18 protein-coding genes and 1 other RNA gene are annotated in these 21,714 nt (G+C 69.5%); 12 read left to right on the top strand and 7 right to left on the bottom strand.

Annotated features, from left to right (window positions below; genetic code table 11):
* The first annotated feature begins 34 nt into the window (after positions 1–34).
* On the top strand, positions 35–1,309 hold the full coding sequence (locus ACYVIO_RS20605; RefSeq protein ID WP_460652463.1) for an alpha-L-fucosidase: 1,275 nt from the start codon (positions 35–37) through the stop codon (positions 1,307–1,309).
* Here ACYVIO_RS20605 and ACYVIO_RS20610 read toward each other — a convergent pair.
* Positions 1,306–2,508: an ROK family protein gene (locus ACYVIO_RS20610; protein WP_460652464.1), complete on the bottom strand. Its 1,203-nt coding sequence runs from the start codon at positions 2,506–2,508 to the stop codon at positions 1,306–1,308. The two genes, ACYVIO_RS20605 and ACYVIO_RS20610, sit on opposite strands and share 4 nt — an antisense overlap.
* Before the next feature lie 106 nt (positions 2,509–2,614).
* Between ACYVIO_RS20610 and ACYVIO_RS20615 the strand changes: the two genes are divergently transcribed.
* The 6 genes from ACYVIO_RS20615 (at position 2,615) to ACYVIO_RS20640 (ending at position 10,062) form a co-directional block, all read left to right on the top strand.
* A complete protein-coding gene (locus ACYVIO_RS20615) occupies positions 2,615–4,249 on the top strand; it encodes a glycoside hydrolase family 13 protein (protein ID WP_460652465.1) in 1,635 nt (544 codons plus the stop codon).
* A 61-nt stretch (positions 4,250–4,310) separates the two neighbouring features.
* Positions 4,311–4,601, top strand: a complete 291-nt coding sequence (locus ACYVIO_RS20620) for a hypothetical protein (RefSeq protein ID WP_460652466.1) — start codon at positions 4,311–4,313, stop codon at positions 4,599–4,601.
* Positions 4,602–5,468: 867 nt separating this feature from the next.
* Positions 5,469–6,602 (top strand): Nif3-like dinuclear metal center hexameric protein, encoded by a 1,134-nt coding sequence (locus ACYVIO_RS20625; RefSeq protein WP_460652467.1) that lies wholly within the window; start codon positions 5,469–5,471, stop codon positions 6,600–6,602.
* Positions 6,603–6,681: 79 nt separating this feature from the next.
* Positions 6,682–7,395, top strand: coding sequence for a zinc ribbon domain-containing protein (locus ACYVIO_RS20630; protein ID WP_460652468.1), 714 nt, complete (start codon positions 6,682–6,684; stop codon positions 7,393–7,395).
* Positions 7,392–8,555, top strand: coding sequence for a bifunctional RNase H/acid phosphatase (locus ACYVIO_RS20635; RefSeq protein WP_460652469.1), 1,164 nt, complete (start codon positions 7,392–7,394; stop codon positions 8,553–8,555). Before ACYVIO_RS20630 ends, ACYVIO_RS20635 begins: the two co-directional genes overlap by 4 nt.
* Before the next feature lie 70 nt (positions 8,556–8,625).
* Positions 8,626–10,062 carry an RNB domain-containing ribonuclease gene (locus ACYVIO_RS20640; RefSeq protein WP_460652470.1) on the top strand — a complete coding sequence of 479 codons (1,437 nt, stop codon included), beginning with the start codon at positions 8,626–8,628 and terminating at the stop codon, positions 10,060–10,062.
* Here the strand turns inward: ACYVIO_RS20640 and ACYVIO_RS20645 are convergent.
* Positions 10,051–10,611 carry a TetR/AcrR family transcriptional regulator gene (locus ACYVIO_RS20645; protein ID WP_460652471.1) on the bottom strand — a complete coding sequence of 187 codons (561 nt, stop codon included), beginning with the start codon at positions 10,609–10,611 and terminating at the stop codon, positions 10,051–10,053. The two genes, ACYVIO_RS20640 and ACYVIO_RS20645, sit on opposite strands and share 12 nt — an antisense overlap.
* Positions 10,612–10,663: 52 nt before the next feature.
* Here ACYVIO_RS20645 and ACYVIO_RS20650 point away from each other — a divergent pair, with 52 nt between their 5' ends.
* The gene (locus ACYVIO_RS20650; protein ID WP_460652472.1) at positions 10,664–11,155 is read left to right on the top strand and encodes a GNAT family N-acetyltransferase; all 492 of its coding nucleotides are present in this window, start codon (positions 10,664–10,666) and stop codon (positions 11,153–11,155) included.
* Here ACYVIO_RS20650 and ACYVIO_RS20655 read toward each other — a convergent pair.
* Together ACYVIO_RS20655 and ACYVIO_RS20660 are read right to left on the bottom strand one after the other, a co-directional pair.
* On the bottom strand, positions 11,148–11,804 hold the full coding sequence (locus ACYVIO_RS20655; protein ID WP_460652473.1) for a VOC family protein: 657 nt from the start codon (positions 11,802–11,804) through the stop codon (positions 11,148–11,150). The genes ACYVIO_RS20650 and ACYVIO_RS20655 overlap by 8 nt on opposite strands.
* Positions 11,805–11,824: 20 nt before the next feature.
* On the bottom strand, positions 11,825–12,565 hold the full coding sequence (locus tag ACYVIO_RS20660) for an AraC family transcriptional regulator (protein ID WP_460652474.1): 741 nt from the start codon (positions 12,563–12,565) through the stop codon (positions 11,825–11,827).
* Between the two features lie 55 nt (positions 12,566–12,620).
* Here ACYVIO_RS20660 and ACYVIO_RS20665 point away from each other — a divergent pair, with 55 nt between their 5' ends.
* Positions 12,621–13,745, top strand: coding sequence for an MFS transporter (locus tag ACYVIO_RS20665; protein ID WP_460652475.1), 1,125 nt, complete (start codon positions 12,621–12,623; stop codon positions 13,743–13,745).
* Here ACYVIO_RS20665 and ACYVIO_RS20670 read toward each other — a convergent pair.
* The gene (locus tag ACYVIO_RS20670) at positions 13,738–14,154 is read right to left on the bottom strand and encodes a hypothetical protein (RefSeq protein WP_460652476.1); all 417 of its coding nucleotides are present in this window, start codon (positions 14,152–14,154) and stop codon (positions 13,738–13,740) included. The two genes, ACYVIO_RS20665 and ACYVIO_RS20670, sit on opposite strands and share 8 nt — an antisense overlap.
* Positions 14,155–14,277: 123 nt before the next feature.
* Here ACYVIO_RS20670 and ACYVIO_RS20675 point away from each other — a divergent pair, with 123 nt between their 5' ends.
* Positions 14,278–15,048 (top strand): DUF899 domain-containing protein, encoded by a 771-nt coding sequence (locus ACYVIO_RS20675; RefSeq protein ID WP_460652477.1) that lies wholly within the window; start codon positions 14,278–14,280, stop codon positions 15,046–15,048.
* 39 nt (positions 15,049–15,087) lie between these two features.
* Here ACYVIO_RS20675 and rnpB read toward each other — a convergent pair.
* Positions 15,088–15,487, bottom strand: an RNA gene (gene rnpB / locus ACYVIO_RS20680) — RNase P RNA component class A.
* Positions 15,488–15,496: 9 nt separating this feature from the next.
* Positions 15,497–15,865, bottom strand: coding sequence for a DUF952 domain-containing protein (locus tag ACYVIO_RS20685; RefSeq protein WP_460652478.1), 369 nt, complete (start codon positions 15,863–15,865; stop codon positions 15,497–15,499).
* Positions 15,866–16,083: 218 nt separating this feature from the next.
* On the opposite strand from ACYVIO_RS20685, the gene ACYVIO_RS20690 reads away from it, so the two are divergent.
* Positions 16,084–18,906, top strand: coding sequence for a fascin domain-containing protein (locus ACYVIO_RS20690; protein WP_460652479.1), 2,823 nt, complete (start codon positions 16,084–16,086; stop codon positions 18,904–18,906).
* Positions 18,906–21,713, top strand: a complete 2,808-nt coding sequence (locus ACYVIO_RS20695) for a carbohydrate-binding protein (protein ID WP_460652480.1) — start codon at positions 18,906–18,908, stop codon at positions 21,711–21,713. Before ACYVIO_RS20690 ends, ACYVIO_RS20695 begins: the two co-directional genes overlap by 1 nt.
* The last annotated feature ends 1 nt before the right edge of the window (position 21,714 follow it).

Below are 21,714 nucleotides of genomic sequence, written 5' to 3' on the forward strand. Positions count from 1 at the left end.
TATCCTATTGCGCACCCTCACCGAGGAGCGCGCGATGGCGATCCAGCCCTGGTTCGAGCAGGCCAAGCTCGGCATCTTCCTGCACTACGGCATCTACGCGGTGAACGGGATCGCCGAGTCGTGGTCGTTCTTCAACGGCGAGATCAGCCATGAGGACTACCTCAAGCAGCTGGACGGCTTCACCGCGTCGAAGTTCGACGCGGAGGCGTGGGCCGAGCTGTTCGAGGCGGCCGGTGCCCGGTACGCCGTACTGACGTCGAAGCACCACGACGGCGTCGCGCTCTACGACACCGCGGCGAACGACCTGTCGACGGTGAAGGCGACGCCGGCGCGGCGCGACATCGTCAGCGAGTACGTCGACGCGCTGCGGGCGCACGGGATCAAGGTCGGGCTGTACTTCAGCCATCTCGACTGGACGCACCCGGACTACGCGTCGGTGCGGCCGGTCGGGATGCCCGCTGACGAGCGGGGCAATCCGTACGCCGTACCGCCCGCCGGCGAGGAGGATCCGGCGGCGTGGGAGCGGTTCCTCACCTTCCACCGGACGCAGCTGACGGAGATCATGGACCGGTTCGCGCCGGACCTGCTGTGGTTCGACGGGGACTGGGAGCGCGATCCGGAGCAGTGGCGGATGGACGAGGTGCGCGACCTGATCGTCGGGAAGCTGCCGGCGACGGTGGTGAACGGGCGGATGCGCGGCGGGTTCGGCGACTATGCGACGCCCGAGCAGGGTGTGCCGATCGTGCCGCCGGCCGGGCCGTGGGAGCTGTGCGTCACGATCAACGACTCGTGGGGGTTCCAGCACAACGATCACCACTACAAGTCGGTGCGGCAGCTGATCCGGCTGTTCGCCGAGACGATCGGCGGGGGAGGGAACCTGCTGCTCGACGTCGGTCCGCGTGAGGACGGGACGATTCCGGAGGAGCAGGTCGAGCGGCTCCGGGAGCTGGGGGACTGGATCCGGCGGCACGAGCGCGCGGTCTTCGGTACGACGCGCGGCCTGCCGAACGGCGCGTTCTACGGGGCTTCGACGGTCTCGGCGGATCGGCGCAAGGTATACCTGTTCGGCTTCGACCGGCCGAACGAATACTTCGTCATCCGCGGCATTCGCAACAAGGTGCTCAAGGCAACGATCGTCGGCTCGGACGTGGAGCTCCGCATCGACCGCCAGGGCGGCGGCATCGAGGGCGCGGCCGGTTGGACGTACTTGTACGTCGACTCGGACACCGCGCTGGACCGCGACTGCACGGTGGTCGAGCTTGAGTTGGAAGGCGAGCTAGATCTGGCTGAGCATCACACCAGGGACTAGAAACGCCGGGCGGTCAGCGTGAGGTCCAGTGCGTTCTGTTCCACGTAGTTCAGCGCGTGCCTGACCGCGCCGACCGACACGATCGTGTCGCCTAGGGATGACACCGCGACCTTCGGCGGCGTACTGGTGAAGGTCGCCAGCAGCTGCTCGATCGACGGCAGCAACGCCTTCGACGCCTCCGCGACCGCGCCGCCGATCACGACCAGCTCGGGGTTGAACAGGATCCCCAGCGTCGCCACCACCCGCGCCGTCCGCTGACCGACAACTTCCAGTACGTCGCCCGCCGCCTGATCGCCCTGTGCCGCCGCGGCGAACACCATCTCCGCCGTCACCGGATCGCTGCCCGCGAGCTCCCGCAGTACGGTCTGAACCTCCGGATCCGCGATCGCCGCAGCGCCACCCTCACGCGCGATCCGCGCGATCCCGTGCGTATCGCCGACGCCCTCGACAAGCTTGAGATAAACCATCTCGCCCGCCCCGCCGCGACTCCCGTGCAGCAACCGCCCCGAGTCCATCAGGCCCGACCCGAACCGCTCACCAGCCAGCAGTACGACGAGGTCGTCGACCCCCTGCGCCTCGCCCCGCCAGTGCTCACCGAGGACGGCCAAATTCGCGTCGTTCTCCAGCAGGGCAGGCCAGCCGTGCACCTTCGACAGCCGCGCGGTCAGCCCGGCGTCGAAGCGCCGCCAGAACTCGTCGTCGGCCAGGATGTTCCCGCCGCGGTCGACCGGCGCCGCGACGCCGACCCCGGCCGCGATCACCTCGTCGTCGGTCACCTCCGCGGCCTGCATCGCGTCGACCACGGCCTCGTCGACCAGGTCGGTCCGCTCTCCCGGCTCCTTCACCGCGGCGAACGAACGGCCCGCCTTGGCCAGCGTCTCGCCGCGCAGGTTGGCCACCACGACGGTCGTCTTCGCCGCGCCGACGTCGATGCCCAGCACGAACCCGGCGCCGCTGTTGAACTCGAACCGCCGCGACGGCCGGCCGACGCTGGAGTCGTCGCGGACCGGGTCGAGCTCGAGCACCCAGCCCATGCCGATCAGGTCGTTGCAGACCGCGTGAACGGTCGCGCGGGTGAGTCCGGTGGCCTCGATCAGGCCGGTTCCGGTCATCACTCCCGCGGTCGAGAGCACGCCGAGTAGCTTGCTCGCGTTCACCCGCCGCAGCAGCGGTGGAGTGGCCGCAGATGTCTTCGGCATAACCCTCTTGACCTCCTCGCAGTACCGTGTTCACAATACTACAGATTCTAAATTTAAAGTCTATATAAACCAGTTGTACCCCACACACTCAGAGTGAGGCTCTGTCTTGACTACTCACGCGCAGGAGACGAGCGCTGCCGACTGGTGGCGGCAGGCGGTCGTCTACCAGGTCTACCCGCGCAGCTTCGCCGACTCCGACGGTGACGGCATCGGTGACCTGCAGGGCATCATCAGCCGCGTGCCGTACCTGACGTCGCTCGGCATCGACGCGGTCTGGCTGAGCCCGTTCTACCCCTCGGCCCTGGCCGACGGCGGGTACGACGTGGACGACTACCGCGACGTCGACCCGCGGCTCGGCACGCTCGCCGACTTCGACGAGCTGGTCGGCACGCTGCACGACAACGGCATCAAGCTGATCGTCGACATCGTGCCGAACCACAGCTCCGACCGGCACGAGTGGTTCCAGGAGGCGCTCGCCGCGCCGAAGAACTCGCCCGAGCGCGACCGGTACATCTTCCGCGAGGGCGACGGCGACCAGCCGCCGTCCGACTGGGACTCGGTCTTCGGCGGGTCGGCGTGGGCGCAGATCCACGACGGCCAGTGGTACCTGCACCTGTTCGCCGCCGAGCAGCCCGACCTCAACTGGGACAACGACGAGGTCCGCGAGGACTTCCTGAAGACGCTGCGGTTCTGGTCCGACCGCGGGGTCGACGGGTTCCGCGTCGACGTCGCGCACGCGCTGAAGAAGGACCTGACCCAGCCGCTGCCGTCGAAGACCACGCTGCCGCGCCAGTCGGAGTCGAACGGCGTCCACCCGCTGTGGGACCGCGACGACGTGCACGACATCTACGTCGAGTGGCGCAAGGTGCTGAACGAGTACGACCCGCCGAAGTCGGCCGTCGCCGAGGCGTTCGTACCGGCTGCTCGCCGCGCTCGGTACGCGAGTGCCGCCGGGCTCGGGCAGGCGTTCAACTTCGACCTGCTGCAGGCCGACTGGGACTTCGACAAGTTCCGTCAGGTGATCACGGAGAACCTCGCGCTGGCAGGTGACAACGGGTCGTCCTCGACGTGGGTGTTCTCCAACCACGACGTCGTACGGCATGCCACGCGGTACGGGCTGCCCAGGGATCCTGACGGTGCTTGGCAGGACGGCAAGGCGTGGCTGCTGAGCAACGGCACCGAGCCGACCGTCGACGTCGAGCAGGGTCTGCGCCGCGCGCGGGCCGCCGTACTGCTGATGCTGGCGCTGCCGGGCTCGGCGTACCTGTACCAAGGTGAGGAGCTCGGGCTGCAGGAGGTCGGCGAACTGCCGGCGGCGAACCTGCAGGACCCGGCGTACTTCCGCTCCAAGGGCGCCGAGAAGGGCCGCGACGGCTGCCGCGTCCCGCTGCCCTGGACGGTAGGAGGCCTGTCCTTCGGCTTCGGCTCCGGCGGCTCGCACCTGCTCCAGCCGAAGTGGTTCGGCGGGTACTCGGTCGAGGCGCAGGACGGCGACCCGGACTCGACCCTCAGCCTGTACCGCAAGGCCCTCGCCGTACGCCGAGGCCTCCAAACCAGCGAAGGCCTCGAGTGGGTCGACGGCGTCGAGTGGGCCCTCCACTTCCGCCGCCCCGGCGGCTGGCAGTCCATCACCAACTTCGGCGCCGCCCCCATCGAACTCCCCGAAGGAGCCGTAGTCCTCTCCAGCGCCCCCCTGGAAGGCGAAAAGCTCCCCACAGACACCACAGCCTGGCTGATCTGAAGAGCCACCACCCCTCACCAACCCATCTCCCTGGTGGGTTGGTGAGGACTTGGTGCGGCGGGTGCGCCACAGCCCCCGCCTGCCGACGACCACCACACACCTACTCACCGCGTCTCCGACGACCACCCCGCCCGCCGGCGCGGATGAGTACCCCCGCCCGCCGCTGCCGCCGAGGACGCCGCCCCAAGGCACCGCCGAGTCGCCGGCCCGGCCAATCAGCCCAAGCATCCGTGCCGAGGACCAGGTCGCCGAGCGCAGCGAAGGCCCCGGGGGCCGCGTCGTACAGGACGGGCGGGGGCGGTGCCAGGCGATCGCCGAGCGCAGCGAAGGCCGCGGCGCGCTGCACCACTGATCAACCCCGCCTGGCGGACGTGTTAGCGGGTGAGTTGAGCGGCGCCGATGGTTGCCGCCGGCAGTTGATCAGTGGTGGGCGTCGGCGTTCGCCTCGACCACCCTGCCGCGTCTCGCCCGGCAAGCGGGCCGCTCCAGGTAGCCGGCGGCGGTACCAGGTGATCGCCGAGCGGAGCGAACGCCCCACCCCAACCCCTTGGGGGTGGGGCGAACTCGGTGGCAGGAACCTCACCCGCATCCGGGATTCATCGCCGAGCCAGCCGAACAAGTCGACGTCGCGAACCTTGAGGCACCCATGGACGGCAGCCGATGCCGCCGAGCGGAGCGAAGGCCCGCGGCGCGCTGCACCACTGATCAACCCCGCCCGGCGGACGTGTTGGCGGGTGAGTTGAGCGGCGCCGGTGGTCGCCGCCGGCGGTTGATCAGTGGTGGGCGTCGGCGTCCGACCCGAACCACCCTGCCGCGTCTCGCCCGGGCAAGCGGGCTGCCCCCGAGTGCCGGAGCGGCCCAGGTCCGCCCGGCATCATCCCCCCGGCCGCCCGCTCGGCATCATCCCCGCTGCCCGCTGCCCGCTGCCCGCTGCCCGCTGCCCGCTGCCCGCTGCCCGCTGCCCGCTGCCCGGCTCGCCGCCCCGCCCGCCCGGTCCGCCCGGGGGTTTGCGTCACTTGGTCGGCGGCTGTTGGACCGAGTGCGCTGGTCTCGAAAGCCGGTAGGGCTGGGTGGTTCGACGGGGGTGGCCGCTCGGCGCGGGGAGTGGAGGGGGCGGTCTGGGCCGTTAGCGCGTGCTGCAGGTTGGGCAGTTGGGTGTGTTGCGTGCTCGGCTGGGTGGGGGCTGAGTGGTGTGTGACTGGTGCGGCAGGATGGGGGTGTGGCGACGACGCTTGGTGATGTGAAGGCGGTTCTGGATCGGTTGTACGACCCGGCGTGGGCGGAGAGTTGGGACGCCGTGGGGTTGGTGACAGGGGATCCGGAGCAGTCGGTGGGGAAGGTCTTGTTCGCCGTTGACCCGATGCGGGGGGTGGTGGACGAGGCGATCGATGGTGGGTTCGATTTGATCGTCAGTCATCATCCGTTATTGCTGCGGGGAGTGAACAGCGTTGCCACGACCACGCCCAAGGGGCGCGTGGTGCACGACCTGATTCAGAACCAGATCGCGCTGATCGTCTGTCACACCAATGCGGACAACGCGAATCCTGGGGTGAGCGACGCGCTGGCCAAGGCGCTCAACCTGCAGGACACCCGGCCGCTGAAGGCGATGCCGGAAGCGCCGATGGACAAGCTGGTCGTCTACGTGCCGGTCGGCGAGACGCAGGCGATGATCGACGCGCTGGCGGCGGCGGGCGCCGGGCGGATCGGCGACTACGACCGCGCAGCCTGGTCGACCACCGGGGAAGGGACCTTCCGGCCACGCGAAGGCGCCAACCCGACCATCGGCAGCATCGGCGCGATCGAGGTCGTCGAAGAGTCGCGCGTCGAGATGATCCTGCCGCGGCACCGCAGGCGCGCGGTCGTCGAGGCGATGCGGGCGGCGCACTCGTACGAGGAGCCCGCGTACGACGTACTGGAGCTGGCGTCGCTGCCGAGCGAGCGAGGCGGTGGGCGGATCGGCTCCCTGGCGACGCCGCTCTCGCTGCGCGAGTTCGCGGCGACAGTCGACCGAGGACTGCCGAAGACCGAGCACGGCGTACGGGTCTCAGGCGATCCCGAAAGAACCATCAAGACCGTCGCCGTCTGCGGCGGAGCGGGCGACTCCGAGCTCGACCGAGTCCGCGCGGCCGGCGTCGATGCGTACGTGACGGCCGACCTCAGGCACCACCCCGCGACCGAGGCCCGCGCGTACGCCGACGGCCCGGCGCTGGTCGACGTCGCGCACTGGGCGAGCGAGTGGCCGTGGCTGGCTGACGCCGAACGCCTCCTGGTAGCGGGGTTGGCAGAACGGGGCAGTACCGTGGACACTCACATCTCGACGCTCCGCACGGATGCCTGGGACCTGCGCCTGTAGGGCCCGCCCGGAGAGCTGACAACTGAACGCAAGATCTAAGGAGCCGACCCTGAACGCCGAGCCCGCTGTCCAACGCCGGTTGCTGGACCTGCAGGATCTCGACCTGCAGCTGGATGTGGTCGCGACCAAGCGCAAGGCATTGCCCGAGCACCAGGCGCTGGTCGACCTGGGTGCCGAGAAGTCGGTCGTCGACCGGGAACTGGTCGGCGCCGACACCGAGGTGTCGGATCTGCGGCGCGAGCAGAAGAAGGCCGACAGCGACGTCGACCAGGTCCGGCAGCGCAAGACCCGCAACCAGCAGCGGATCGACTCCGGCCAGATCTCCTCGCCGAAGGACCTGGAGAACCTGCAGCACGAGATCGGTTCTCTCGATCGCCGGATCTCCGACCTGGAGGACGCCGAGCTCGAGGTGATGGAGAAGCTCGAGGCGGCCGAGGTCGTCCAGGCCGATCTGCAGGGCCGGGCCGAGGCTTTCGCCGGTCGTCAGTCCGAGCTGGAGGGCACTCGCGACGCCGCGCTCAAGGAGCTCGACGAGCAGCGCGCGACGCTGGGCGACCAGCGGTCGACCGTCGCCGCCGAGCTGCCGGACGACCTCGTCACGCTGTACCAGAAGCTGCGCGAGCGCAACGGCGGCATCGGCGCAGCGCCGCTGGTCGGCAAGCGCTGCATGGGTTGCCGGATGGAGCTGGCGCCGTCCGACCTGAGCAAGATCAAGGCGTCCGCGCCGGAGGTCGTCCAGCGCTGCGAAGAGTGCGGCCGGATCCTGGTTCGGACGGCGGAGAGCACGGTATGACCTACACGCACGTCATCGTCGAGGCTGACGGTGGGTCCCGGGGCAACCCGGGACCGGCGTCGTACGGCGCGCTGGTACGGGACCCCGCCACCGGCGAGGTGATCGCGCAGGCCGGGGTGACGATCGGGGTCGCGACCAACAACGTCGCGGAGTACAGCGGCCTGATCGCGGGGCTGGAACTGGCCGCGGAGTACGCGCCGAACGCCTCGATCGAGGTCCGGATGGACTCCAAGCTGGTCGTCGAGCAGATGGCCGGGCGCTGGAAGGTCAAGCACCCGGACATGAAGCCGCTCGCGATCAAGGCGCAGTCGCTGGCGCCGTTCGGGACCGAGTGGACCTGGGTCCCGCGGGCGCAGAACGCGGCCGCCGACGCGCTGGCCAACATGGCGCTCGACGGCAAGCCGGTCCCGCTGAAGCCGGCCGAGAGCTCGGCCGCGCCGGTCGTCACCGAGGCGTCGGAGCTCGGCAAGGCTCTCGCCGGCTGGGGAGGCGTTCAGGCCGAGCCGCCGACGCGGCTGATCCTGCTGCGGCACGGCGAGACGGCGCACACGGTGGACAAGCGGTTCTCGGGTTCCGGCGGGGACGACCCGGGGCTGAGCGAGATCGGCCGCGGGCAGGCCGAGGCCGCGGCGGCGTACATCGCCGGGCTGGCAGGCGGCGAGACCTCGGCCGACGGCGCAGCCGGGCTCGGGTCGATCGACGCGGTGATTTCTTCGCCGATGCTGCGGACCCGGCAGACCGCGGCCGCGGTGGCCGAGCGGCTCGGGCTCGACGTCGAGGTGCGGGACGCGTGGGTCGAGTGCTCGTTCGGCGACTGGGACGGGTACACGTTCGCCGAGGTGCAGGAGAAGTGGCCGGACGCGCTGAACGCCTGGCTGGGGTCGACCACGGTCGCGCCGCCCGGTGGTGAGTCGTTCGACGCGTGCGCGCGACGGGCGCGGTCCGCGCGCGACGCCGTACTGTCGTCGTACCCGGGCAAGACGGTCGTCGTGGTCACCCACGTGACGCCGATCAAGCTGATGGTCCGCGGCGTGCTGCAGGCGCCGATGGCGTCGCTGTTCCGGATGGAGCTGAAGCCGGCCACGGTGACCGAGATCAACTGGTACGCCGACGGCCTGGCCTCGCTGCGCGGCTTCAACGTCGTGCCGCCGCCCGTCTGAGCCGTCGCGCACTAGTCTGAAGCTCCCGGCCGCATCGTCGCGGCCGGGCTAGCGAGGACGGAGTGGTCGAGTGCCGTTGCAGAAGGTGCATTTCGCCGAGGACGTGCCCGAGGTGCTCCGGGCTTCGCTGCAGACGATCCGGCGCGAGCTGGAGGTGCCGGCCGAGTTCCCGCCCGAGGTGACCGCGGCGGCCCTGGCGGCGGTCGAGAACGCGCGGCTGCCGGAGCTGGACCGGACCGACATCGAGTTCGTCACGATCGACCCGCCGGACTCGATGGACCTCGACCAGGCCCTGCACATCGAACGCGCCGGCGACGGCTACACGGTGCACTACGCGATCGCGGACGTCGCGGCGTTCGTCCAGCCGGGCGACCCGATCGACGTCGAGGCGCGCAAGCGCGGCGAGACGCTGTACGCACCGGACAAGCGCACGCCGTTGCACCCGCCGGAGCTGTCCGAGGGCGCGGCGTCGCTGCTTGCGGACGTCGTACGGCCTGCGCTGCTGTGGACGATCACCGTCGACGCGTCCGGCGAGGGCACCGACGTCGTCTGCGAGCGCGCGCTGGTGAAGTCGCGTGCGAAGCTCAACTACGCCGGGGTGCAGAAGGATCTCGATGCCGGTACGGCGTCGGAGTCGCTGCAACTGCTGCGCGAGGTCGGCAAGCTGCGCGAGCAGCGTGAGCTCGAACGTGGCGGGGTCAACCTGCCGATCCCCGACCAGGAGATCGTCACCGCGGACGGCCAGTGGACGCTGGAGTTCCGCGCGCCGCTGCCGGTCGAGGGCTGGAACGCGCAGATCTCGTTGCTGACCGGGATGGCTGCCGCGCACCTGATGATGTACGGCGAGATCGGCATCCTGCGGACGCTGCCGGAGTCGCACGACGACCTGCGCCGCAAGCTGGAGAACACCGCGAAGGCGCTCGGGATCGAGTGGCCGGTCGGCAAGTCGTACGCGGAGTTCATCCACGGGCTCGACCCGAAGGTGCCCGCGCACGCGGCGATGCTTGCCGCATGCACCGTTCTGTTCCGCGGGGCGGGCTACACCGCCTTCTCCGGTGGGGTTCCGGAGCGGCCGGAGCACGCGGCGATGAAGTCGGAGTACGCGCACGTCACCGCGCCGCTGCGCCGGCTGGTCGACCGCTGGACCGGCGAGATCTGCGTCGCGCTGTGCGCCGACGCGCCGGTGCCGGACTGGGTGCGCGAGTCGATGGACGAGATCCCGAAGATCATGGAGGAGTGCGACCGCAAGGCGCACGCGTACGAGCGCGCGATCGTGTCGATGGTCGAGGCCGGGCTGGTGCACGACCAGGTCGGTACGACGTTCGACGGGGTCGTGGTCGACGTCGACGAGCGTGATCCCACGCGCGGGGTCGTCACGTTGTCGACGCTGGCGATCGAGGGGAAGGTCAAGAGTGCGACGGCACTGCCGCTGGGGCAGCCGGTGCGCGTGAAGCTGGTCGAGGCGGACGTCACCAAGCGGACGATCGCGTTCGAGCTAGCGGACTAGTTGTTGCTCGACCGCTCTTGTCGTGCGGTCGAGGTCGCCGGTGGCGAGCAGATCCAGCAGCGCGCCGCGCAGCAGCGCCAGTACGGCGGTCCGCTGCGCGCGGGCATGCTTGCTCTCGGCATCGGGTTGTGATGCCTTGAGCAACTCGAGCCAGTCGTCGACGGTGCTGCGCGCGTAGTCGCCCCACGGGCCGTCGGGGGAGACCAGGGAACGGCCGTACGCCTCGACCCAGAGGTTCATCAACGGGCGGCGCTCGGGGGCGGACAGCCAGGTCCACAGTTCGCGGGCGATGGCGTCGAGGCCGGGCTGTTCGTCGTACCGGAGCTGCTTGAGCAACGTCAGTTCGTCGCTGCGTGCTCGCGCCAGGAGGGCGCGGATCAGCCCGTCCTTGCTGCCGAACAGGAACAGCAGCACGCGCGGGCTCGACCCGATCGCCGTCGCCAGTGGGCGCAGCGAGAGGTCGGCGAGGCCGTGGGTGAGCGAGTAGCTGTAGGCGCGCTCCAGCAGTTCCTGCTCCCGCGCGGAAGGGGCTGGCTTCGTGGTCGGCACGCCGCTAGTATCGCTTACTGAAACAGTCGTGTCAGTAGATCGGGTGGTGCAGATGTCCGCAGCAGTGATCCGTCCCGCCGACCAGCCCGGCGATCTCGGCTGGGTGGTCCAGTCCCACGGCGAGCTGTACGCCGCCGAGTACGGCTGGGGCCTGCCCTTCGAGGCCCTGGTCGCCCGCATCGTCGCCGACTACGCCGAGGCCCACGACCCGGCCCGCGAAACCGCCTGGATCGCCGAGGTCGACGGCGAACGCGCCGGCTGCGTCTTCTGCGTCCAAGGCCCCGACGAGTCCACCGCCAAACTCCGCCTGCTCCTCCTGACCCCCGCCGCCCGAGGCCACGGCCTGGGCAGCCAACTGGTCGACACCTGCCTGGCTTTCGCCCGCGCGGCCGACTACAAACGCATGGTCCTCTGGACGAACGACCCCTTGGAAGCAGCCCGCACCATCTACCTGAACCGAGGCTTCACCCTCACCGGCTCCGAACCCCACACCCTCTTCGGAGAAGGCCTCCTCAGCCAGTACTACGAACTCGACCTCACCTGATCGGTACGAAGGTGATGCGGTTGCCGTCGGGGTCTTGTTGGTCGGGGCCGGGATCGGTGACCTCGAGGGTGAGGTGGTTGACGGGGGTGGTGGCTGTGGGCCAGGTCGGGCTGAGTTCGAGGGTGTCGTTGGCCAGGTGGAAGGTTTCCGGGTCGTCCTGCTGCAGGCCCAGGTGGTCGCCGTAGAAGGTGTGGGCGGCGGGGAGGTTGGGGGCGTCGAGGGCTATGTGGGCCAGGCGGCGGAGGGGTGTGGTGGTGATGGGTGGGATGCGGAACTCCTCGGTGCGTTGGAGGAGTTCTACTCGGTTGCCGTTGGGGTCGGAGAGGAAGGCCAGGCGGCCTTGGCCGCTGCCGGCGACCTTGGGTGGGGTGAGTTCGGCGTACCCGGCGGTGATGAGGCGGGCGTAGTCGGCGTCGAGGTCGTCGGTCATGAAGCCGATGTGGTTGAGGCCGTACGTCGCGTCGGGGGCCGGGTTCTGGTTGTGGAGGAGCTCGATCAGGCCGGTGCCGAGTTGGAGGTGGACCCGGGTGACCTTCGGGCCCTCCATGAACAGGGTGTCGACGATCTGGGCGCCGAGGTCGGTGTAGAAGGTCAAGCTGGCGTCGAGGTCTTGGACGGGGCCGCCTACGTGGTTCAGCTCGTAGATCATTCCAGCATCTTGGCAAACGTTTACCGAGGCCTGTCAAGGTGCTGGCCGGGAGTGTGGCCGAAGGTTCGGCGGAAGGTGTCGATGAACGCGCTCGGGGTGGACCAGCCGCAGCGCAGGGCGACCGTGGTGACGGGGTGGCCCTCGGCGAGCAGGATGAGCGCGTGGTGCAGGCGGAGCTGGGTGCGCCACTGGGGGAACGTCATCGCGAACTCGGAGCGGAAGAGGCGGGACAAGGTGCGTTCGCCGGCGCCGACCGAAGCGCCCAGGGAAGCCAGGGTCCACGGAGAGGCCGGGTCAGCGGCCAGTACGGCGCAGGCCGCGGCCAGTCGGGGATCGGTTGCTTTGGGCAACTTCAGGGGTTGTTGTGAGGTGTGCTGCAACTGGTCGAGAAGCACCGCCCGCAAGCGAGTGTGCTCAGCGGACGAGCGGTCGGCGTCGGTGCAAGCGATGATCAGCTCGCGCAGAAGCGGGCCGACGGCAAGGACCGCGGGCGACGACAACGACAGCGGATTCTCGGTCAGCCCGACCAGATACAGATCCGTCCGTCCATAAGCCCGGTGCTGGTGCACGGTCCCCGCCGGCACCCAGATCGCCCGGTCCGCGGGCGCGATCCAGTGGCCCTGGTCGGTCGCGACCGCGAGCACCCCGCGGGCGGCGTACGCGATCTGGTGGTCGTCGTGCCGGTGTGCGTCGATGCCCGCGCCGGCGTCGAGGCGGCGCAGGACGGTCGGCGCGATCGGCTGGTGGCGGGTTGGCGACATCACTCGGCAGATTATCGGAAGCCGGACAGCCGCCGGCGCCACGAGGCTGGGAGGTGTGAAGAAACTCCCCACCGTCCTGCTCTCGACCGGCCACGGCAGCGTCGACCTCTACCAGGGCATCGTCCCGGTCCTGGTCCCGTTCCTGGTCGCCGAGCGCGGCTACGACTACGTCGCGGTCTCCGGCTTCGTGCTCGCGGCGACCCTGCTGTCGTCGGTGGTCCAACCGCTGTTCGGCCTGCTCACCGATCGCTGGTCGATGCCGTGGCTGCTGCCGGTCAGCATGCTCGGCACCGGCGCCGGTACGGCGCTGATCGGTTTCACCGAGGACTACCGCCTCACCCTCCTGGTGATTGCGCTGACCGGCGTCGGCGTCGCGGCGTACCACCCGCAAGCAGCCCGTACGGCGCGCGCGGTCACCGGCGGCGGGCACGTCGGCATGAGCTGGTTCTCGCTCGGCGGCATCGTCGGATTCGCGCTCGCGCCGGTGCTCGTCGTACCGCTGCTGCACGCGGGCGGCCTCAAAGCGAGCCCGGCGCTGATGATCCCCGCGATCGTCGGCGCGCTGATCACGCTTCCCCTGCTGCGCAAGGGCACAGCGCCGAAGATGACCCGACGCGAGGGCGCCGACGATTGGCGGTCCTTCGCTCAGCTCACCACGATCATCGTGCTGCGGTCGATCGTGTACGTCGGGCTGACGACGTTCGTCGGCCTGTTCATCGGTCAGCGGCTGGAGCTGTCCGCGACCGGTAGCTCCGCCGTGCTGGTGGTGCTGTTCGGCGGCGGGGTCGTCGGCACGCTGCTTGGTGGCCGCCTCGCTGCAAAGTACTCCCGGCTCCCCGTGATGCGCGTCGCGTACGCGACGGCGGCCGTGGGACTGGCCGGGCTGACCTTCGTGCCAGGCCCGGCGATGCTCGCGTTCGTCGTACTGGCCGCGATGGCGTTGTCCGTCCCGTTCTCACTACACATCACGCTCGGCCAGGACTACCTGCCGACAAGAGTCGGTACGGCGAGCGGCGTCACGCTCGGCCTCGCGGTCAGCGCCGGCGGGCTGCTCGCTCCCGCACTCGGCGCGCTCGCGCGGAGCACCTCGCTGCAGACGGTTCTCGCCGTACTGATCGTGCTCCCCGCGGTCGCCGGGCTGCTCGCCCGACGACTCACGGAGCCGCAGCCGATCAGATGATCGTCGTCCAGATCTTCGTGCTCGACTGGCTGCCGACGAACGGGTTGTTCGCCGCCCAGAGCAGCCCCTCGTGGCCTTCCGGTACGTCGAAGTTGCACATCACCCAGCCGCCGTCCTCGCCGCGGCGGTTGAAGCACTCGCGGCTCCAGTTCGTCGACGACTCGGTGTCGTAGATGGTCCCGGCCGCGGGCGCGCCGTTCGCCTTCGTGTCCTTGACCCAGACCCGGTCGCCGTACGCCGCGAAGCACGCCTTCGCGCCGCCCGTCGACACGCACCAGACGCCGGTGCTTCCCTCCGGCGGTGCACTGCTCGGGTTGCCGTCGGCGGCGAACGCCTCGATCGTGGTCAGCCCCATCACGAGCAGCGTCGTGGCGGGTACCGCGATCAGGGCGCGGGTCAGCCTGTTCATCTGAAGTCCTCACTGTGAAACGTGCGTTTGACCGCGCAGTCAATCACGCGGCGGGTGATGTCGAGCCCGCGCCACCGGCTACGACGTCGTCGACGCAAGCACCACCGAGCCGAGGAGCCGACCATGAGCCTGCCCGACGTCGTGTCGCGGGAAGAGTGGCTGACCGCCCGTCAGCAGTTCCTGATCGAGGAGAAGGAGTTCACGAAACGCCGCGACGCGCTGAACGCCGATCGCCGCCGCCTGCCGATGGTGCGGATCGACGAGGACTACCGCTTCACCGGCCCGGACGGCGAGCTCGGCCTCGCCGACCTGTTCGAGGGCCGCGCGCAGTTGGTGGTCTACCACTTCATGTTCCATCCCGAGTGGGACGCGGGCTGCCCGAACTGCTCCGGCTTCGCCGACGAGATCGGCCGGCTGGAAGGCCTGACCGACCGGGAGACCACCTTCGTGGCGATCTCGCGTGCGCCGTACGAGAAGCTCGCGGCGTACCGGCAGCGGATGGGCTGGACGTTCCCGTGGTACTCGTCGGGCGACGGAAGCTTCAACTACGACTTCCACGTGACGCTGGATCCGGCCGTCCGGCCGGTCGAGTACAACTACCGCACCCTGGCCGAGTGGGAGGCTCGAGGCAGCGGTGACCACGTGAAGGGCGAGCACCCGTTCGACCTGCACGGGCTGAGCTGCTTCCTGCGCACCGACGAGGCCGTCCACCACACGTACTCGACCTACGGTCGCGGTGTCGACGCGATGGGCTTCGCCGCCAACGCGCTCGACCTCACCGCGCTCGGTCGCCAGGAACCGTGGGAAGAACCCAAGGGCCGTACAGGGGGTACGGCGCCGGTGGCCGGCGACCCGCGAATCACGCACCGAGAGACGGGCGAACCCTGCCACTGAGAGGGGACAGCTCGGGCGCGGCAGGGGGACCGGGATGAGGGAACGGGTCGGTCTGTAAGCCGGATTCTGTAATCGGTGATCATCCATCTACGGCTGCCGTTGCCGGCAGTCTCCAGCGGCCTACCCGCGAGCTCGGGCGGGCAGCCCTCGAACGCTCGCGCGAACGCCGGTTGCCCAGCGCCCTTCTTGGCCTTGCTCCACGTGGGGTTTACCTAGCCTCCGCAGTCACCTGCCGAGCTGGTGGTCTCTTACACCACCGTTTCACCCTCACCCGCACCTGAACGAACCACGGGGTTCGTTCAGGCCGCTGGCGGTCTGTTCTCTGTGGCACTGTCCCGCGGGTTTCCCCGGGTGGGCGTTACCCACCACGCTGCCCTGTGGAGTCCGGACTTTCCTCGGCGCGCACCGGAGTGCGCGACGCGATCACCCGACCGACCCGTTCCGTCGATCAGGATACGGCCTGCGGCGACACTTCGGGCCAACGGCCATCGGGCCCGCGCTCATAAGCCAGTACGTCGACCACGGCGTCCAGGTTCAGCGGCCCGTAGATGTGCGGGAACGTCGTCCCGCTGCCGTCCAGGTCCTCGTCGCACAGCGCCGAGACGAGCCGCTCGGTGTCGATCACCAGCAGCACCAACGGCGTCTCGACGTCGGCGTAGAACTTGTTCGCGGTCGCTCCGACCTGGTCGAAGCGGGACGCGTGGATGAAGGTCGCGCCGTCGTCCAAGGTCTGGCCGCGGGTCGAGATCCGGTACGCGCCGGCCTTCTTCGCCGCCGCCCACTCGTCCTCGAACGCGAGGTGAAAGATCGTCGCCATGCCCCGAGATTAGCGACGGTACGGCGGCCGGTGCGGGACGAGGCAGGGGCGAGCCGCGGCGATCGTCCGGAGGCCCGCCGCGGACCGCGCCCAGGCCCGGAAGTTCCGGAACCGGTGAGGGATTGACAGCGGAGCGTGAAGCCAGAAAGATCCGATGTCTACCTCTGGTCCTCTCCGCCCCCAGGCCAGTGGTCCGCTCCTTCTCCAGGAGAGATCCGATGAACACCCTCCTGCGATCCCGCCTGCCCAAAATCCTGCTGGCGACAGCCCTGCTTGCCGGGCTGATCGCGACGGGCGGGCCTCCACCCGCCGTCGCCGCACCCGGCACCACCGCCTGGCAGAACGGGTCCTTCGTCGTCGACACCCCGAACCTGGTCCGGCGCTCCGACATCGTGCTCGGCCGGGCCAACGCGGCTCCGACCGAGTCGCTCCCGCTGGGCAACGGCGCCCTCGGGGCCGCGGTCTGGTCGGCCGGCGGTTTCACCGCCCAACTCAACCGCACCGACACGTTCCCGGGCCGCAAGTCGCTCGGCCACGTGGTCATCCCCGGACTGTCGCGGATGACCGGCGCGGCCGACTTCACCGGCCGCCTCGACCTGTACGACGGAATGCTGCGCCAGTCCGGCGGCGGCATGACGTTGACCGCCTTCATCCGCGCCGACGCCCAGCAGTTGGTCGTCGACGTGACCGGCGCCGATCCCAACGCCACCCAGACCGCGCAGGTCAAACTCTGGTCACCCCGTACGCCGACCGCCCGGGCCTCCGGATCCGTTGCCGCCCTGGCCGAAACCTGGGTCGACAACTCCGGCGCGGGAGCGTCGGGCCGGACCTTCGGCTCGCTGGCCGGCCTCACCGCGGGCGGCCGCAACGTCGTCGCCTCGACCCCGAACGCGCTGACCGGCCAGGTCGCCTTCCAGCCCAACGCCGACGGCTCGTTCCGGGTCGTCGTCGCGGCGCCGACCTGGACCGGCGGCGACTCGATCGCCACCACCAACGCCGTACTGAACGGCGCTGCGACCCGTCCTGCCTCCGAGGTGCGCTCAGCGCATCTGCAGTGGTGGCACGACTACTGGCAGAAGGCCGGCCTGATCAAGATCAGCTCGACCGACGGCACCGGCGACTACGTCGAGAACCTGCGGACCATCTACCTGTACTCCGCCGCGGCTCAGAGCCGCGGAGTGCTGCCGGGTTCGCAGGCCGGGGTCGCCGACCTGTTCACGTTCTCGCAGGACAAGCGGGACTGGTACCCGTCGGGCTACTGGTTCTGGAACCTCCGGATGCAGGTGGCCGCGAACCTGTCCGCCGGGCTGCCGGCGCTGAACGACCCGATGTTCCGCCTCTACAAGGACAACCTCGATGCGATCGCGTCCTGGACCAGTCAACGCATGCCCGGCCGGCAAGGGCTTTGCGTGCCGGAGACGATGCGGTTCAACGGCAACGGGACGTACGACGGGGGCACGAGCAACGCCTCCTGCGACTCGATCATCGCTCCGACGTACAACTCCCTGACCGTCACCACCGGCGCCGAGATCGGCCTGTGGGTCTGGGAGCACTACCGGATGACCGACGACCGGGCCTTCCTGACAGCGAACTACCCGCTGATCAAGGGCGCGGCGCAGTTCCTGCTCTCGCACGCGACGACCGGTGCCGACGGCAAGCTCCACACGTTCTCGAACGCTCACGAGACGCAGTGGGGTGTCACCGACCCGACGACCGACATCGCGGCGATGCAGGCGTTCTTCCCGGTCGCGGTGAAGGCGGCGCAGACCCTCGGCGTCGACACCGCGCTGGTCAGCCAGCTGAACGCGGCGATCCCGAAGATCCAGGCGCTGCCGCGTACCGACACGGCGACGCAGACCCAGCTGCTGACACCCGCACAGGATGCCAACGGCAACACCATGATCGGGCTCTCGACCCAACCCACAGCACCAAGGCACAACAGCGAGAACATCGGACTCGAGGCAGTCTGGCCGTTCAACCTGATCGGCGACACCGGTCCGCTGACCGCGGTCGGCCGTCGTACGTACACGTCGCGCAGCTACGTCAACGGCAACGACTGGAGCTACGACGCCCTGCACGCCGCGCGGCTCGGCATGGCAGGCGACATGAAGACCGCGCTGCTCGCCGCGATCCGGCAGTACCAGGTCTACCCGTCCGGGATGGCGAGCTTCACCGCGCAGCCGGCGTTCGAGCCGTACATCGAGCAGTCCGGCGTCCTGGCCATCACCGTCCCGGAGTCACTCGCGACGGACTACGACGGGCTGCTGAGGATCGCGCCCGCTTGGCCGGCCGACTGGACCGGTGAGGGAACGGTTGCCATCGGCCACAAGTCGAAGGTGCACGTGCAGATCACCAACGGCGCGCCGACCACGGTCGCGATCAGCTCCGGGGCTGCGCAGCAGCTCGCCGTACGGAGTCCATGGCCGGGGCAGAGCGTCACGGTCCTGGACGGGCAGACGCGCGCTGTCGTCGTACCGGCGCAGTCCAATGCGACGTTCACGATCCCGGCGCAGGCGGGTCGTTCGTACCTGGTCGAGAAGACCGGGGCGACCGCGCAACCGTTCCAAGCACTGTCCGGTACGCCGGCAACGACCGCGAGACGGTACGACAAGGCAACGATCGGGCTGCCCAAGCAGAGCAGCGGCAATGGAACCGTTGCCCTGCGAGCACGGGCCAACGGCAAGTACGTCACCGCAGGGACCGGTACGCCGCTCATCGCGAACAGCACGACGATCGGCACCGCCCAGCAGTACGTGATGACCGACCTCGGCGGCGGCAACGTCTCGCTGCGCGCCAAGGCCAACAACCTGCTCGTCGCGGCCGACGACGCGGGCGCGGGACCACTGCTGGCCAAGAACCAGAACGTCGGGTCGTGGGAGACCTTCCAGCTGATCCGCAACGGTGACGGCTCGGTCAGCTTCCGGGCCCAGATCAACAACAAGCTCGTCTGCGCCGACAACGGCGGCGCCGCTCCACTGATCGCGAACCGAGACGCGATCGGCCCGTGGGAACAGTTCGACCTGATCGAAGGAGTCGCGTGATGAGAAGAAGCCGAATCGCCGTGCTGATCACGGCGGCTCTGATCGGAGCCCTGGGCGTCAGCGCCCCGGCCGCCGAGGCAGGGTCGACCATTCCGGCCGCGGACTACCAGCAGGTGTCGCTGGCCAGCGGAGCCAACGAGCTCGGCGAGGCGATGTCGCTCGCCGTCATGCCCAACCGGTCGGTGATCCACACGGCCCGCGACGGCGCCGTACGGATCACCGATGTCAACGGTACGACGACGCTCGCCGGCCGATTGAACGTCTACACCCACGACGAGGAAGGCTTGCAGGGAGTCGCCGTCGACCCAGGTTTTGCGACCAACCGCTTCGTCTGGCTGTACTTCTCGCCGCGACTGTCGACGCCGGACGGGGACGCGCCGACCGACGGCACGCAGGCCGACTGGGACCGGTGGAAGGGCGAGCTGCATCTGTCGCGCTTCGTGCTGAAGACCGACAACACCCTCGACCTGGCCAGCGAGAAGATCGTGCTCCGGGTCCCGAACGATCGCGGCCAGTGCTGCCACGTCGGCGGTGACCTCGACTTCGATGCCGCAGGCAACCTCTACCTGACCACCGGCGACGACAGCAACCCGTTCCAGTCCGACAGCTACACGCCGATCGACGAGCGGACCAGCCGCAACCCGCAGTTCGACGCGCAGCGCACGTCGGGCAACACCAACGACCTGCGCGGCAAGCTGCTCCGGATCAAGCCGCAGGCCGACGGCACGTACACGGCTCCGTCCGGCAACCTGTTCGCGCCGGGCACCGCGCAGACCAAGCCCGAGATCTACGCGATGGGCTTCCGCAACCCGTTCCGGATGAGTGTCGACAAACCGACCGGCATCGTCTACCTCGGCGACTACGGCCCGGACGCCGGCGTCACCGACCCGAACCGCGGACCGAACGGCCAGGTCGAGTTCGACCGGATCACTGCCCCCGGCAACTACGGCTGGCCGTACTGCACCGGCACCAACGCCAGCAACGAGACCTACAACGACTGGCAGTTCCCGAGCGGTCCGTCGGGCGCCAAGTTCGACTGCGCCGGTGGTCCCACCAACAACTCGTTCCGCAACACCGGCCAGACCAAACTGCCGCCGGCCAAGGCGTCCTGGATCAAGTACGGCGGTGACGCCGGCACGCCGCCGGAGTTCGGCGGCGGCTCCGAGTCGCCGATGGGCGGTCCGGTCTACCGGTACGACGCCAACAACACCTCGCCGGTCAAGTTCCCGGCGTCGCTGAACGGCCGCTACTTCGCCGGGGAGCTCGGCCGCAAGTGGATCAAGGCGATCGAGGTGACCGGCACTGGTGGCGTCGGTGACATCGGCGCGTTCCCGTGGACCGGTACGCAGGTGATGGACATGGCCTTCGGTCCGGACGGCGCGCTCTACGTGCTCGACTACGGCACGGGCGCGAACAACCAGGCGCTGTGGCGGATCGAGTACAAGGGCAGCACCAACCGCAACCCGATCGCCAAGGCCGCCGCGACACCGACGTCGGGCGGCAGGCCGCTGACCGTGGCGTTCTCGTCGGCGGGCAGCTCGGATCCCGAGGGCGGCGCGCTGTCGTACCGGTGGACCTTCGGTGACGGCGGGACGTCGACGCAGGCCAACCCGTCGTACACGTACAACACCGCGGGCACGTTCACGGCGACGCTGACCGTGACGGACCCGACCGGGCTGACCGGTTCGGCGAACGTGCAGATCAGCGTCGGCAACACGGCTCCGACCGTGACGCTGCAGACGCCGGCCGACGGGCAGCCGTTCTCGTTCGGCGACACCGTGCCGTTCCAGGTCACCGTCAGCGACCCTGAGGACGGGACGATCGACTGCAGTCGGGTGAAGGTCACCTACCTGCTCGGGCACGACGACCATCAGCACCAGATCACGTCGAAGAACGGCTGCAGCGGTTCGATCGCCGTACCGGCCGACGGTGAGCACGATCCCGCCGCGAACATCTTCGGGGTCTTCGACGCGGAGTACACGGACAACGGCGGCATCACCTCGCACAGCGTGCGCAAGCTCCAGCCGAGGCACCGCCAGGGCGAGCACTTCAACGCGATGTCCGGCGTCGAGTTCGCGACGCACGCCGCGGCCGAGGGCGGCCGGACGGTCGGGTACGTCGACAACAACGACTGGGTCTCGTTCACGCCGTACGCGCTGAGCACGGCGACGTCGTTCAGCGCACGGGTGTCGTCGGGCGGGCCTGGCGGCACGATCGAGGTGCGGGCCGGTTCCGCCACCGGTCAGCTGATGGCGACCGTGCCGGTGGCGAACACGGGCAACTGGGACACCTTCACCAACGTCTCGGCCAACCTGAGCAACAAGCCGGCCGGTACGACGACGCTGTTCCTGGTCTTCAAGGGCGTCACGGGCAACGGGAACCTGTTCGACCTGGACGCGTTCACGCTGGCGACGTCGGGCTCGACCGGTACGACGCGTGAGGGCGAGGCGTTCAGCTCGCAGTCCGGCGTACAGGTGGCCGCGCACGCGGGTGCCAGTGGTGGGCAGACGCTCGGGTACATCGACAACGGCGACTGGGCCGGGTACTCGACGGTCAGCACGACCGGTCTGCGGTCGTTCAGCGCCCGGATCTCGTCGGGCGGGCCCGGCGGGACCATCCAGGTGCGGTCGGGGTCTGCGACGGGCACGCTGCTCGGCTCGGTCGCCGTACCGACCACTGGTGGCTGGGAGAACTTCCAGACCGTCTCCACCGCACTGACCGGCAACGCGACCGGTCCGCTGTTCCTGAGCTTCACCGGCGGCGCGGGCTCGCTGTTCGACGTCGACACCTTCACCGTCACTTCCTAGG

The organism is Kribbella endophytica (assembly GCF_054781295.1).

Bases quoted from the DNA above. Each gene is read 5' to 3' on its own strand.
- ACYVIO_RS20610 (WP_460652464.1), bottom strand. From the start codon at position 2,508: ATGCCGAAGACATCTGCGGCCACTCCACCGCTGCTGCGGCGGGTGAAC.
- ACYVIO_RS20675 (WP_460652477.1), top strand. From the start codon at position 14,278: ATGAGCCTGCCCGACGTCGTGTCGCGGGAAGAGTGGCTGACCGCCCGT.
- ACYVIO_RS20655 (WP_460652473.1), bottom strand. From the start codon at position 11,804: ATGATCTACGAGCTGAACCACGTAGGCGGCCCCGTCCAAGACCTCGAC.
- ACYVIO_RS20650 (WP_460652472.1), top strand. From the start codon at position 10,664: ATGTCCGCAGCAGTGATCCGTCCCGCCGACCAGCCCGGCGATCTCGGC.
- ACYVIO_RS20660 (WP_460652474.1), bottom strand. From the start codon at position 12,565: ATGTCGCCAACCCGCCACCAGCCGATCGCGCCGACCGTCCTGCGCCGC.
- ACYVIO_RS20605 (WP_460652463.1), top strand. From the start codon at position 35: ATGGCGATCCAGCCCTGGTTCGAGCAGGCCAAGCTCGGCATCTTCCTG.
- ACYVIO_RS20690 (WP_460652479.1), top strand. From the start codon at position 16,084: ATGAACACCCTCCTGCGATCCCGCCTGCCCAAAATCCTGCTGGCGACA.
- ACYVIO_RS20635 (WP_460652469.1), top strand. From the start codon at position 7,392: ATGACCTACACGCACGTCATCGTCGAGGCTGACGGTGGGTCCCGGGGC.
- ACYVIO_RS20670 (WP_460652476.1), bottom strand. From the start codon at position 14,154: ATGAACAGGCTGACCCGCGCCCTGATCGCGGTACCCGCCACGACGCTG.
- ACYVIO_RS20695 (WP_460652480.1), top strand. From the start codon at position 18,906: ATGAGAAGAAGCCGAATCGCCGTGCTGATCACGGCGGCTCTGATCGGA.
- ACYVIO_RS20685 (WP_460652478.1), bottom strand. From the start codon at position 15,865: ATGGCGACGATCTTTCACCTCGCGTTCGAGGACGAGTGGGCGGCGGCG.